The following is a 13,745-nucleotide window of genomic DNA, read 5'->3' as shown; positions in this document are numbered from 1 at the left end:
CCGCCCGACGAGGCGCAGCGCCTGCACAGGAATAACAATAACCATGGGCCGATACGCTATGGATGCCTTAAGAACAACATGACCGAGCAACCTCTGATCGAGCGGTTCAACCTGCGGTCAAGGCTGCGCTTCGACATTCAAAGTGGACAGATCTGGCTCGACGAAAACCGGATGCTGCTGCTGCACGCCAAGGCGTTCGGCGCTCTGCGCCAGGAACTTTTCGAGTCGCTTGGTCCCAAGCGTGCCCAAGGGCTGCTGTTTCGCATGGGGTTCGCCGCCGGGCAGAGCGACGCCGACCTGGCGCACAAGCTCTACGGACAGGGCGACGCCTACGACGTGTTCAAGATCGGCCCGGAGCTGCATGCCTTCGAGGGGCTGGTGCGTTCGACCATCACCGATGCCCGGATCGACTGGGAGGAGGGCACGTTCTTCGGTGATGTCAGCTGCGCCAATTCGTGGGAAGCCGAGTCGCATCTGCAACTGTTCGGCGTCGGCGAGCACATGGCCTGCTGGACCATGGCCGGCTATGCGTCGGGCTATGTGTCGCGCTTCTTCAAGCGGCTGATCGTTTTTCGCGAAACCCACTGCGTTTGCTGCGGCGATTCCGTCTGCACCATGGACGGCAAACCGGCCGAAGCCTGGGGCGATGATGTCGACCTGGACTACTGCCAGGCCGACCTGCAGACACCCTTCGAGGAACTGCAGCAGAACCTCTGGAAGCTGCGCAGCCAACAGGTGGAGTTGCGGGCACCGGGCAAGCTGGTCGGCAGTTCGCCGGCGTTCAGCCGTGCCTTCGAGTTGCTCAGCAAAGCCGCCAACAGCCCGATCACCGTGCTGCTTTTGGGCGAGACGGGCGTCGGCAAGGAAGTCTTCGCCCAGTGGCTGCACGACAACAGTGCGCGGGCGGACAAGCCGTTCGTGGCGGTTAACTGCGCGGCGATCCCCAACGATCTGATCGAGGCCGAACTGTTTGGCGTGCAGAAGGGCGCCTACACCGGCGCGCAGGCGTCGCGCGCCGGCCGTTTCGAGCGCGCCGACGGCGGCACGCTGTTCCTCGACGAGCTGGGCGAGCTGTCGCCTTCGGCGCAGGTCAAGTTGCTGCGCGTGCTGCAGACCGGCGAAGTGGAGCGGCTGGGTGACGACAAGCCGCGTAAAGTCAATGTGCGGCTGGTGGCCGCGACCAACGTCGATCTGCAGCAGGCGATCGCCGACGGGCGTTTTCGCGCGGACCTGTACTATCGCCTGGCGACCTACCCGCTGGTGATCCCGCCGCTGCGCAACCGCAAATCGGACATTCCGGTGCTGGTGTCGGTGCTGCTCGAAAAGTATTCGCCGGCTTACCACAAGACGCTGCAGGGCGTCAGCGACAGGGCGATGCAGGCCCTCATGGATTACGACTGGCCAGGCAACGTGCGCGAACTGGAGAACGTCATCGAGCGAGCCGTGCTGCTCACGCCTTCGGGCTCGCAAGTCGAGGTCAGGTATTTGTTCCCGAGCCTCGATCCGGCGCCGGTACCCGGTGCGCCGGTCGATCACGAGGGGCATGTCGGCAATGCCCAGCAGGCGCGTTTCGAGCGTCTCTATGACGACCTGCTGCAGGACGGCTTTGACCTGCAGGCGCACGAGGCGCATCTGCTGCAACTGGCGGTGCGGCGAGCCAAGGGCAACCTCACCCATGCCGCGCGCCTGCTCGGCATCACCCGCCGGCAACTGGCCTACCGGGTTAAACAGTCGCTGGGCCGACCGCTGCGCACCTGACCAAAACGAACACCTGCATCCACACTTTCTCCCACGCCGGGCGATCACCGGATTTTTCCGTCCAGTGTCGCCCTGCGACGGTTGCACTTACCCGTTTCCCGAGCTCAAAAAGGCCCGAAATACGCTTTACCACGGCGTGATTTGTGCCTGCGCAGGGCGGCGGCGGCCTTTTTTCGGTTGAAGCAGGCGTTGTGCGCCTTACGTTTTTGTAAGGCCACAAGTCCGGTTGGACAGAAACGTCACGCAGGAACGCCCCCGGGGCAGCGAAATTTTTCTATCTTTTCATTACAGATCAATTGCTTAGATTAGTTGGCACCCTCCCTGCAAAGCTTATTGCGAAACCGCAAAAACGTTCGCGGTGAGCCGTCAGGCAAACCGCAACCAAGCCTCATTAGCCAATAAAGGAGACAAGAAATGGCGATGACAGGTGTGTTGAGGCCGGGCCATGCCCAGGTCCGTGTGCTCAATCTGGAAGAGAGTGTGCGTTTCTATCGCGACGTGCTCGGGCTGGTGGAAACCGGCCGCGATGATCAGGGCCGGGTCTACTTCAAATGCTGGGATGAACGCGACCACAACTCCTACGTGATCCGCGAGGCCGACAGCGCAGGTCTCGACTTCTTCGGCTTCAAGGTGCTCGACCGGGCGACTCTGGACAAGCTGGAGGCCGATCTCCGGGCCTACGGGCTGGAGACAGCCCGCATCCCCGCAGGCGAGATGCTGGAAACCGGCGAGCGCGTGCGCTTCCAACTGCCCTCCGGCCATCGGATGGAGCTGTATGCCGACAAAACCAATGTCGGCAACGGCGCCGGGCTGGTAAATCCCGCGCCCTGGACCCAGGCCCGCGAACACGGCATTGGTCCGGTGCGCCTCGACCACGCGTTGATGTACGGGCCGAACGTGGCCGAGGTACTGAAGATTTTCACCGAAGTGCTGGGCTTCTATCTGGTCGAGCGCGTACTCACCCCCGACGGCGAAAACAACGCGGCGATCTGGCTGTCCTGCTCGCACAAGGTCCACGATATCGCCTTCGCCGAGTACCCGGAGCCGGGCAAGCTGCACCACTGTTCGTTCCTGATGGAAAGCTGGGAGCAGGTGCTGCGTGCCGGCGACATCATGTCGATGAACTTGGTCAACGTGGATATCGGTCCGACCCGCCACGGCGTCACCCGCGGTTGCACCATCTATGCCTGGGACCCCTCCGGAAATCGTTTCGAAACCTTCATGGGCGGGTATCAGCCATATCCCGACTACGAGCCGATCACCTGGACCTACGACAACTTCGGCCAGGGCCTCGACTACCCGCAACGCAAGCTGCACGAAACCTTCCTGACCGTCGTGACGTGAGGAGCGGCCCCTTGAGCACGCCTGAAGAAGCACTGGAAATGACGCCGGCGGCACTGGATACAAGCAAGCGCTTCGTGCGGATCACCGGCAGCCGCGGCGCGGAGTTCGTCGAGTTCGACTTCGCCATCGGTGAGCCGGAACTGTTCGTCGAGATGATCCTGACGTACGAGGCGTTCATCGAGTTCTGCACCGCCAATGTGGTGCAAGTCCTGCCACCGGAGCCCGGCGTACTAGACGACGGCTCCGATGCTGCGCAGTGGAACTGGCGGCTCGCTGATGCCACCCGGATTCGTTTCAAGCACTAAGACACTGGCGTCTCGCCAGCGGCGGGACGCAGAGGGAGACAACACATGCACATCGATCTACGTACGGTCAGCATCCAGCCGCTGCGGCAGACGTTCGACCACCTGGTCCGTCGCTTCGGCGACAAACCCGCTTCGCGCTATCAGGAAGCCAGCTACGACATCCAGGCCGCGGAAAACCTGCATTACCGCCCCACCTGGGAGCCGGAGCAGGAGCTCTACGACACGCGCATCACCAAGATCGTCATGCAGGACTGGTACGCGCTGAAAGATCCGCGCCAGTTCTACTACAGCACTTATACCCTGACCCGCGCGCGCCAGCAGGAGAATGCTGAGGCCAACTTCGCCTTCGTAGAGTCGCGCGGGCTGGTCGAGCTGATGCCCGAGGGCATCCGCCGCGCCGCGCTGGAACTCTTGGTGCCGCTGCGTCACGCCGCCTGGGGTGCCAACCTGAACAACACCTTCATCGGCGGCTACGGCTACGGCACGGTGTTCACCCAGCCCTGCATCTACCACGCCATGGACAATCTCGGCACCGCGCAATACCTATCGCGCATCGGCCTGCTGCTTGGCGACACCGAGGCGCTCGATGCTGGCAAGGCGGCCTGGATGCAGGGCGATACCTGGCAGGATTTGCGCCGCTATGTCGAGGACACACTGGTGCTTCGCGATCCGTTCGAGTCTTTCGTGGCGCAGAACGTGGTACTCGACGGCCTGCTCTACCCGCTGGTGTATGCGCGCATCGTCGACGAGCACTTCGCCGCCAACGGCGGTTCGATGGTGGCCATGCTCACCCAGTTCATGAGCGATTGGTTCGATGAAACCCGCAAGTGGATCGACGCCGTGCTTAAGGTCGCCGCCGCCGAATCCGACGCCAATCGCGAACAGCTGCAGGCCTGGACCTGCGCCTGGCGCGAGCGGGCCGTGGTGGCACTGACGCCGCTGGCGTGCCAGGTATTCGTCGATCAGGCGGACGAAATCGTCAGCGAACAACTGGACGCTTTCAAGGCGCGTCTCGACAAGATCGGCGTGGTCATCTGAGGAGTTTCGTCATGTCCACCGTTTTCATCGCACTGCAAGCCAACGAAGAAACCCGCCCGATCATCGAGGCCATCGAGCTCGACAATCCCTCGGCGGTCGTAGACCGCGAACCGGCGATGGTGAAGATCAATGCCGAGGGCCAGCTGGTCGTCAAGCGCGAAACCATCGAAGAGCAACTCGGCCGCCGCTTCGACATGCAGGAACTGAACGTCAATCTGATCACCCTGTCGGGCAACGTCTGCGAAGACGAGGACTCCCTGACCCTCACCTGGCGCTCCTGAGCGAGGACCTTCCCCATGGATATGAAGACCCAGAACAAGAAACTGACGCAAAAGGAAAAATACCGTCTGCTGACCCGCGACCTGGCCTGGGAGCCGAGCTATCGCAGCAGCGACGAGATTTTCCCGTACATCGGTTATGAAGGCATCAAGATCACCGACTGGGACAAGTGGGAAGACCCGTTCCGCCTGACCATGGACGCCTACTGGAAGTACCAGGCGGAGAAAGAGCGCAAGTTCTACGCGATCATCGATGCCCATGCGCAGAACAACGGCCATCTGAACATCACCGATGCACGCTACCTGTCGGCGCTGAAGGTGTTCCTGCAGGCCATCAGCCCCGCTGAATACTCGGCACACAAGGGCTTCGCCCGCGTCGGCCGCGAGTTCCGTGGTGTCGGCACCCAAGTTGCCTGCCAGATGCAGGCCATCGACGAGATCCGCCACGCGCAGACGCAGATCCACGCGCTGTCGAACTACAACAGGTTCTACAACGGCTTCCATGCTTTCGCCGATCAGCGCGACCGCATCTGGTACACCTCGGTGGCGCGTTCGTTCTTCGACGATGCAATGTCCGCTGGGCCATTTGAGTTCATGATCGCCATCGGCTTCAGCTTCGAGTACGTGCTGACCAACTTGCTGTTCGTGCCGTTCATGTCCGGCGCGGCCTACAACGGCGACATGGCCACTGTCACCTTCGGCTTCTCGGCGCAGTCCGACGAGGCGCGGCACATGACCCTGGGTCTGGAGTGCATCAAGTTCATGCTCGAACAGGACCCGGACAACCTGCCTATCGTCCAGGCGTGGATCGACAAGTGGTTCTGGCGCGGCATCCGTGTGCTGAGCCTGGTCAGTACGATGATGGACTACATGCTGCCCAAGCGCGTGATGTCCTGGCGCGAGGCCTGGAACATCTACGGCGTGGAGAACGGCGGGGCGCTGTTCAAGGACCTGGCGCGCTACGGCGTCCGTCCGCCGAAGCACTGGGACCAGGCCGAGGAGGCGATTGATCACATGTCGCACCAGCTCATGCTGGCGCTGTACCAGTGGAAGTTCGGCACCGCGTTCCACGTCTGGGTGCCGTCCGACGAGGACCTGGACTGGCTGTCGAAGAAGTACCCGACCACCTTCGACACCTACTACCGTCCGCGCTGGGAGCACATCAAGATGCACGAGGCGGCCACCGGCGCGCCGTTCAACAACTTCGGCCTGCCCAAGCTGTGTCAGTGCTGCCAACTGCCGACCCTGTTCACCGAACCAGGCGATCCGACGCTGATCTGCCACCGCGAGTCCGACTACAAGGGCGACAAGTACCACTTCTGTTCTGACGGCTGTAAGGACATCTTCGATAACGAGCCGGAGAAGTACATCCAGGCCTGGCTGCCGATGCCGGGGCTGATGCAGGCGCCGCTGCATGGCGACCTGATGGGCTGGATGGACTGGGCATTCCTCAAGGACGGCCAGGACAACGGCGACTTCGCCACCTCGCAGGATCGCGAGAACTTCGAGCGCTGGCGCGCGCAGTCCACCTCCAACCAGTAACCGGCGATCCCTGTGCCCGCCCGCGGGCGCAGGGGTCAGGCGAGGCCGGCTTTTTTGCCGTCACTCGTGAACAGAACAACAAGAAGGAACACCGTCATGTCCGTAGTTGCCCGCAAAGAATACGTCGGCGTCGCCCGCGACCGAATCGAGAATTTCAACGGCAAGCAGCTAGTCTACGTCAGCTGGGACCATCACCTGCTGTTCGCCGCGCCCATGATGTTCTGCGTGACGCCGCAGACCACCCTTGGCGAATTGATCGACCAGCACCTGCAGCCGCTGCTTCAGGCGGACCCGGACGCCGCGGCCATCGACTGGAGCAAGGTCGAATGGCTCAAGGGCAACCTGCCCTGGGTGCCGTACTTCGAGCGCAGCCTGGCCGACAACGGCATCGGCCACAAGGAACAGTTGCGCCTGCGTACGCCTGGTCTGAACAGCGTCTGCGCGTTGAAGTGAAGGGGGAGGCTGATCATGAGCTACGAACTGACTATCGAGCCCCTCGGGCAGACCATCGAGATCGAAGAAGGCCAGACCATCCTCGACGCCGCGCTGCGCGCGGGCATCTACCTGCCGCATGCCTGCGGCCACGGGCTGTGCGCCACCTGCAAAGTGCAGGTGGTGGATGGTGAGATTGACCACGGCGAGGCGTCCACCTTCGCCCTGATGGACTTCGAGCGCGAAGAGCAGAAGTGCCTGGCGTGCTGCGCCACCGTCGAGAGCGATGTGGTCATCGAGGCGGAAGTCGAGGAAGACCCCGATTCGCTGAACCTGCCGGTGCGCGACTACTACGGCGTGGTCAGCCGTATCGAATCGCTGTCGCCGACCATCAAGGGCGTCTGGATCAAGCTGGAGAACGCTGACGATATGCGCTTCCAGGCCGGTCAGTACATCAACCTGATGCTGCCGGATGGCATCGGCAGCCGCGCCTTTTCCATCGCCAGCATGCCGGGCGCCGACGAGCTGGAGCTGAACATCCGCATCGTTCCCGGCGGGCGCGGCACCCTGTACGTGCACGAGCAGATGCAGGTCGGCGAGCGCGTGCACCTCACCGGGCCCTACGGACGCTTCTTCGTGAAGAAGTCTGCCGACGTGCCGGTGATCTTCATGGCCGGCGGCTCGGGGCTGTCCAGCCCGCGTTCGATGATCCTCGACCTGCTGGCCGAGGGCTTCGCCAAGCCGATCACGCTGATCTATGGCCAGCGCAACCGCGAGGAGCTCTACTACCACGACGAATTCCTCGCCCTGGCCATCCGCCACCCCAACTTCCACTACGTCCCGGCGCTCTCCCACGAGCCGGAAGGCAGTCCCTGGAAGGGCTTTCGCGGGTTCGTCCATGACGCGGCGAAGGCGCACTTCGGCAATGATTTCCGTGGCCACAAGGCCTACCTCTGCGGTCCGCCGCTGATGATCGATTCCTGCATCACAGCCCTGATGCAGGGACGGCTGTTCGAGCGCGACATCTACACCGAGAAATTTATCTCGGCGGCTGATGCCCAGCAGGTGCGTAGCCCACTGTTCAAGGCGATCTGATCGAGCCGAGGAGACGCAATAATGAAGGACATCAGACTCGTTGGCGGCTGTGCCTGCGGCGCGGTGCGCTACCAATGCGTGGCTGAGCCGGCCCTTGTCGCCCACTGTCATTGCCGCGATTGCCAGCGCGCCAGCGGTGCGGCCATGTCCACGGTGTTCGCCGTGCCACGCGCGACCCTGCACCGCAGCGGACAGACGCGCACTTACGCCACCCGTGGCGACAGCGGCAATCCGGTGCTGCGGCACTTCTGCGGTGAATGCGGTTCGCCGCTGTTCTCCGAGGTGGCGATCCTGCCAGAGCTGCAATTTATCCGTGTCGCTAGCCTGGATGATCCGGCAAAGGTCAGCCCCACGATGCACATCTACTGCCACAGCGCGCAGCCGTGGGGTCGTCCGCTGGATGGCCTGCCGCAGTTCGCCAAAATGCCTGGCTGAAGGCGCTCGGCAGTTCGCCGAGCATCACGGCAGGCGGGCTGTCGGCTCGGCTTAGTCATACCTTATAGGTATTGATTCGTAAGAAACAAAGTATTGGTCGGTATCAGGCGGCATCCCTAGACTCAATCGAAAAGGTCGGTCCGATCGCACTGGCTGGCCGGTCCAAGAACAACAATGCGGAGTGATCATGCGCCAGATTGAAAACTTCATTGCCGGTGAGTACCGCGCGGCGGCCAGTGACCGACGCTTCGACAAGCGATCGCCGCTGGATAACCGTGTCATCGCCTCGGTCAGCGAGGCGGGTCGCGACGAGGTGGACGCCGCCGTACAGGCCGCGCATGCTGCACTGCAGGGCGAATGGGGGACGATGAGCACCGAGCGCCGCGTCGAGCTGCTCTACGCGGTGGCCAACGAGATCACTCGCCGTTTCGATGACTTCGTCGAGGCGGAAATGGCCGACACCGGCCAGCCCGAGCATGTCATGAAGCACGTGTTCATCCCGCGCGGCGCGGCTAACTTCAAGGTCTTCGCCGACACCATCAAGAACGTTGCCAGCGAGTCCTTCCGGACGGACACCCCGGACGGTCGCGGCGCGCTGAACTATGCGATCCGCAAGCCCAAGGGCGTGATCGGCGTGATCTGCCCGTGGAACGCACCGTTCATGCTGATGACCTGGAAGGTCGGCCCGGCGCTGGCCTGCGGCAATGCCGTGGTGGTCAAACCCTCCGAGGAGTCGCCGCAGACCGCTGCGCTGCTCGGCGAGGTGATGAACGCGGTGGGCATTCCCAAGGGCGTGTACAACGTGGTGCACGGTTTCGGTCCGGATTCGGCTGGTGAGTTCGTCACCCGCCATCCGGGGGTGGATGCGATCACCTTCACCGGCGAGACGCGTACCGGCACGGCGATCATGAAAGCCGCGGCCGAGGGCATGCGCGACGTGTCTTTCGAGCTGGGCGGCAAGAACGCAGGCATTGTCTTCGCCGACGCAGATTTCGATGCTGCCGTGGAAGGCTTTTCGCGCTCGGTGTTTCTCAACACCGGACAGGTCTGCCTAGGCACCGAGCGGGTCTATGTCGAGCGGCCGATCTTCCAGCGCTTCGTGCAGGCGCTCAAGGCCAAGGCCGAGGCGGTGAAGTACGGTCGACCCGAGGTGCATGACAGCAACTTCGGTCCGCTGATCAGCCTGGAGCATCAGCAGAAGGTGCTTTCCTACTACCGCAAGGCCATCGAGGAGGGCGCGACGCTGGTCACCGGCGGCGGCGTACCGGACATGCCGGGCGAGCTGGCCGAGGGTGCCTGGATACAGCCGACCATCTGGACCGGGCTATCGGAGACCGCCGCGGTGGTACGCGAGGAAATCTTCGGGCCGTGCTGCCACATCGCGCCGTTCGACAGCGAGGACGAAGTGGTCGCCAAGGCCAATGCCACCGAGTACGGCCTGTCCACCACCATCTGGACCAGCAACCTGGCGCGCGCGCATCGCGTCGCCGAGCGCGTCGATGTCGGCATCACCTGGATCAACAGCTGGTTCCTGCGCGATCTGCGCACGCCCTTCGGTGGTTCCAAGCAGTCCGGGATCGGCCGCGAGGGTGGGGTTCATTCGCTCGAGTTCTACACCGAAACCCGCAACATCTGCGTGAAGCTCTGAGAACGCCTGTGCCTTGCCCTGCGCCAGGGAAGGCCGTGCCTATCCGCCGCGAACCTGTGAGAACACTATGGATAACAACAAGATCGAACAATACGGCGACGAGCTTTACCAAGCCTTCGTCGCGCGCCGCCCGGTGCCACCGCTGCTGGCGCGCGAGCCGGATATCAGCATCGAGGATGCCTACCGCATCCAGCAGCGATTCGTCGCGCGGCGCCTTGCTGCCGGTGAGCGGGTGATCGGCAAGAAGATCGGCGCCACCAGCAAGCCGGTGCAGGAATTCCTCGGCGTCTACCAGCCGGACTTCGGCATCCTCACCAGCGGCATGGTCTTCCAGGAAGGCGACACCATCGACCTCGGCCAGATGATCCAGCCCAAGGCCGAGGCCGAGCTGGCGTTCGTCCTCAAGCAGGACCTCCAGGGTCCCGGCATCACCGCGATGGATGTGATCCGCGCCACCGACTACGTGCTGCCGTGCTTCGAGATTGTCGATTCGCGCATCGAGAACTGGCAGATCAAGATCCAGGACACCGTGGCGGACAACGCCTCCTGCGGCGTGTACCTGCTGGGCAAGACCAAGGGCGACCCGCGCAAGCTGGATATCACCCTGGCCGGCATGGTGCTGGAGAAGAACGGCGAGCTGTTCTCCACCGGCGTTGGCGCCGCCGTGCAGGGTTCGCCGGCCAACGCTGTGGCCTGGCTGGCCAATACCCTTGGCGAGCTGGGCATTCCGTTCAAGGCCGGCGAGGTGATCCTCTCCGGTTCGCAGTCGGCGCTGGTGCCGGTGGTCGATGGCGACGAGCTGGTGTGCACCGTAGGTGGCCTGGGCAGTTGCCGGGTGAAGTTTTCCGGGAGGAGCGCGGCATGAACCTGACACTTTCGCGGGAAGATGTGGTGCGCCTGTGCGAGCGCGTCGAAGGCGCGCAGGCCCGCGCCTATGCGATTCCCAAGCTGACCAACGAATACCCGGACATGACCATCGCCGATGGTTACGCCGTGCAGAGCGAACTGCGCAAGCGTTTCGTCGCCCAGGGCCACAAGCTGATCGGCTGGAAGGCCGGGCTGACGTCCAAGGCCAAGATGCAGCAAATGGGCGTCGATGTGCCGTCGATCGGCTTTCTCACCGACCGCATGGCGCGCCCGGAGAACTCGGCCATTTCCACGGCTGACCTGGTGCATCCACGGGTCGAATGCGAAGTCGCCTTCGTCATGAAGCAGGACCTACGCGGGCCGGGCTGCACGGCCCGTGATGTCCTGGCGGCCACCGACTACGTGCTGCCGGCGGTGGAGATAATCGACTCGCGGTTCTCCGGCTTCAAGTTCGACCTGGCAAGCGTGATCGCCGATAACGCCTCCTCGGCACGCTTCGTCGGCGGCGGACGCCCACGCTACGTCGAGGACCTCGACCTACGCACCCTCGGCGTAGTGATCGAGATCAACGGCGAAATCGTTGCCACCGGCGCTTCGGCGGCCGTCATGGGGCATCCGGCCGAGGCTATCGCGATGCTGGTCAACATCCTCGCCGAACTGGGCGAGAGCCTGCCAGCCGGCAGTTTCGTGATGAGCGGCGGGATTACCGAAGCCATCGCAGTGAAGCCTGGCGAAAACGTGGTCGCGCGCTTTCAGGACCTGGGCAGCGTATCGATGCGCTTCGTCGAATAACCGGAGAACCACTCATGCCAATCATCGAAATGCATATGGTCGAGGGGCGTACCCACGAGCAGAAGAGCCGCGTTGCCGCCGCCGTCACTGCCGCGGTTGCCGAGAGCCTGGATTGCACGCCGGAAACGGTACGGATCCTCATCACCGAACACCGCAGCGGGGAGTTCTATGTCGGGGGCATGACCCTCGCCCAACGCGCCGCAAAGCAGGAGCAGACGCAATGAAGAAGATCAGATGCGCACTCATTGGCTCGGGGAACATCGGCACCGACCTGATCTACAAGATCATGCGTAGCCCGGTGCTCGAGCCGGTATGGATGGTGGGGATCGACGCAGAGTCCGAAGGACTCAAGCGGGCGCGCGAAATGGGCCTGAAAACCAGCCACGAGGGCGTCGACGGGCTGCTGCCGCACGTGCTGGAGGACAACATCCAGATCGCCTTCGATGCCACAAGCGCCTATGTGCACGCCGAGAACAGCCGCAAGCTCAACGCGCTGGGCGTGCTGATGATCGACCTGACCCCGGCGGCCATCGGCCCGCTGTGCGTGCCGCCGGTGAACCTGCGCGCGCACGCCGAGAAGCTGGAGATGAACGTCAACATGATTTCCTGCGCCGGCCAGGCCACCATCTCGATCGTTCACGCCGTGTCGCGTATCCAGAGCGTCGGCTACGCCGAGATCGTCGCCAGCCTGGCATCGAAATCCATCGGTCCGGGTACCCGCGCCAACCTCGACGAATTCACCACTACCACCTCCAGTGCGATCTGCAAGGTCGGCGGTTCGCGGCGCGGCAAGGCGCTGGCCATCATCAACCCGGCCGAGCCGCCAATGATGATGCGCAACACCGTCTACTGCCTGACCGATGAGGAGCCGGACCGCGACCGCATTACTGCCTCGATCCTCGAGATGATCGGCGAGGTGCAGAAGTACGTGCCCGGCTATCGCCTGGTCAACGGGCCGATCTTCGACGGCAACAAGGTTTCGGTTTTCCTCGAAGTGGCGGGCCTGGGCGACTACCTGCCGACTTACGCTGGCAATCTCGACATCATGACCGCCGCGGCCACCCGTACCGCCGAGATGTTCGCCGAGGAAATGCTCGCCGGAAAAATCCAGCTGCCAGCCCCGGAGGTCGCGTGATGAGCCAGTCCAACAGTCTCAAAGGTCGTAAGGTCATCCTCCATGACATGTGCCTGCGCGACGGCATGCATGCCAAGCGCGAGCAGATCAGCGTCGAGCAGATGATCCAGGTCGCCACCGCGCTAGACCATGCCGGCGTGCCTTATATTCAGGTCACCCACGGCGCAGGCCTGGGCGGCAACTCGATGCAGCATGGTTTCGCTCCGCACAGCAATGAGGAGTACATCAGCGCCGTCGCGGCAGAAATGAAGCAGGCCAAAGTCTCGGTGCTGCTGATTCCGGGGCTGGGCACCATGCAGGAGTTGCAGTCGGCCTACGACTGCGGCGCGCGTAGCGTGCACGTGGCTACCCATTGCACCGAGGCCGACACATCGCCGCAGCACATCGCTTATGCACGCAAGCTGGGTATGGACACCTCGGGCTTCCTGATGATGGCGCACCTCAACGATGCCGAAGGCATTTCCCGGCAGGGCAAGCTAATGGAGTCCTATGGCGCGCAGACCGTCTACGTCACCGATTCGGCCGGCTTCATGCTGCCCGATGACGTCAAGGCGCGGGTCGGAGCGCTGCGTGCGGTACTCGAGCCGGAGACCGAGATCGGCTTCCATGGCCACCACAACCTCGGTATGGGCATCGCCAACTCCATCGCCGCCATCGAGGCCGGCGCGACACGTATCGACGGTTCGGTTGCCGGGCTCGGAGCTGGCGCCGGCAATACGCCGCTGGAAGTCTTCGCCGCGGTGTGCGAGCGCATGGGCATGGTCACCGGCGTGGATCTGTTCAAGCTGATGGACGTCGCCGAAGAGATCATCGTGCCGATGATGGAGCACATGGTGCGTGTCGACCGTGAGTCGCTGACTCTGGGCTATGCCGGCGTCTACTCGACCTTCCTGCTGCATGCCAAGCGGGCGTCTGAGCGCTTCGGCGTACCGGCGCGCGACATCCTGGTCGAACTGGGTCGCAAGAAGATGATCGGTGGCCAGGAAGACATGATCCAGGACACCGCCATGACCATGGCCAAGGCGCGTGGCATCGCTTTCCAGGCCTGATGTCACGTGCAGCGGAGGAGGGTGAAC

General features: G+C 63.2%; 15 protein-coding genes. All 15 read left to right on the top strand.

Annotation, left to right across the window (positions count from 1 at the left end; genetic code table 11):
* Positions 1-78 precede the first annotated feature (78 nt).
* The 15 genes from B597_RS39915 to dmpG all read left to right on the top strand — a co-directional run bounded on the left by B597_RS39915 (position 79) and on the right by dmpG (position 13,718).
* On the top strand, positions 79-1,758 hold the full coding sequence (locus B597_RS39915) for a sigma-54-dependent Fis family transcriptional regulator (RefSeq protein ID WP_003296969.1): 1,680 nt from the start codon (positions 79-81) through the stop codon (positions 1,756-1,758).
* A 414-nt stretch (positions 1,759-2,172) separates the two neighbouring features.
* Positions 2,173-3,102, top strand: a complete 930-nt coding sequence (locus B597_RS39910) for a catechol 2,3-dioxygenase (protein WP_003296968.1) — start codon at positions 2,173-2,175, stop codon at positions 3,100-3,102.
* An 11-nt stretch (positions 3,103-3,113) separates the two neighbouring features.
* Positions 3,114-3,407, top strand: coding sequence for a phenol hydroxylase subunit (locus B597_RS39905; protein WP_003296966.1), 294 nt, complete (start codon positions 3,114-3,116; stop codon positions 3,405-3,407).
* A gap of 45 nt (positions 3,408-3,452) precedes the next feature.
* A complete protein-coding gene (locus B597_RS39900; RefSeq protein ID WP_003296965.1) occupies positions 3,453-4,445 on the top strand; it encodes an aromatic/alkene monooxygenase hydroxylase subunit beta in 993 nt (330 codons plus the stop codon).
* Positions 4,446-4,456: 11 nt separating this feature from the next.
* Positions 4,457-4,726: an MmoB/DmpM family protein gene (locus B597_RS39895; protein ID WP_003296964.1), complete on the top strand. Its 270-nt coding sequence runs from the start codon at positions 4,457-4,459 to the stop codon at positions 4,724-4,726.
* 15 nt (positions 4,727-4,741) lie between these two features.
* Positions 4,742-6,265: a YHS domain-containing protein gene (locus B597_RS39890; protein WP_003296962.1), complete on the top strand. Its 1,524-nt coding sequence runs from the start codon at positions 4,742-4,744 to the stop codon at positions 6,263-6,265.
* A gap of 96 nt (positions 6,266-6,361) precedes the next feature.
* The gene (locus tag B597_RS39885) at positions 6,362-6,718 is read left to right on the top strand and encodes a phenol hydroxylase subunit P4 (protein WP_003296961.1); all 357 of its coding nucleotides are present in this window, start codon (positions 6,362-6,364) and stop codon (positions 6,716-6,718) included.
* Positions 6,719-6,733: 15 nt separating this feature from the next.
* Positions 6,734-7,792 (top strand): NADH:ubiquinone reductase (Na(+)-transporting) subunit F, encoded by a 1,059-nt coding sequence (locus tag B597_RS39880; protein ID WP_003296960.1) that lies wholly within the window; start codon positions 6,734-6,736, stop codon positions 7,790-7,792.
* Between the two features lie 21 nt (positions 7,793-7,813).
* A complete protein-coding gene (locus B597_RS39875) occupies positions 7,814-8,227 on the top strand; it encodes a GFA family protein (RefSeq protein ID WP_003296959.1) in 414 nt (137 codons plus the stop codon).
* Between the two features lie 187 nt (positions 8,228-8,414).
* A complete protein-coding gene (locus B597_RS39870) occupies positions 8,415-9,875 on the top strand; it encodes a 2-hydroxymuconic semialdehyde dehydrogenase (RefSeq protein WP_003296958.1) in 1,461 nt (486 codons plus the stop codon).
* Between the two features lie 67 nt (positions 9,876-9,942).
* Positions 9,943-10,740 (top strand): 2-oxopent-4-enoate hydratase, encoded by a 798-nt coding sequence (gene dmpE / locus B597_RS39865; protein WP_003296957.1) that lies wholly within the window; start codon positions 9,943-9,945, stop codon positions 10,738-10,740.
* Positions 10,737-11,534: a 2-oxo-3-hexenedioate decarboxylase gene (gene dmpH, locus B597_RS39860; RefSeq protein WP_003296956.1), complete on the top strand. Its 798-nt coding sequence runs from the start codon at positions 10,737-10,739 to the stop codon at positions 11,532-11,534. The genes dmpE and dmpH overlap by 4 nt, the downstream gene beginning before the upstream one ends.
* A 14-nt stretch (positions 11,535-11,548) precedes the next feature.
* A complete protein-coding gene (locus tag B597_RS39855; protein ID WP_003296955.1) occupies positions 11,549-11,758 on the top strand; it encodes a tautomerase family protein in 210 nt (69 codons plus the stop codon).
* Entirely contained in the window at positions 11,755-12,669 is a 915-nt protein-coding gene (locus tag B597_RS39850) for an acetaldehyde dehydrogenase (acetylating) (protein ID WP_003296954.1), read from the top strand. Before B597_RS39855 ends, B597_RS39850 begins: the two co-directional genes overlap by 4 nt.
* Positions 12,666-13,718 carry a 4-hydroxy-2-oxovalerate aldolase gene (dmpG, locus tag B597_RS39845; protein WP_192939411.1) on the top strand — a complete coding sequence of 351 codons (1,053 nt, stop codon included), beginning with the start codon at positions 12,666-12,668 and terminating at the stop codon, positions 13,716-13,718. Before B597_RS39850 ends, dmpG begins: the two co-directional genes overlap by 4 nt.
* The last annotated feature ends 27 nt before the right edge of the window (positions 13,719-13,745 follow it).

It is taken from the genome of Stutzerimonas stutzeri KOS6 (genome assembly GCF_000307775.2).
Classification (GTDB): Bacteria; Pseudomonadota; Gammaproteobacteria; order Pseudomonadales; family Pseudomonadaceae; genus Stutzerimonas; species Stutzerimonas stutzeri_B.
The sequence above is the reverse complement of the archived record's forward strand: the minus strand, read 5'-3'. Positions and strand labels throughout refer to the sequence as shown.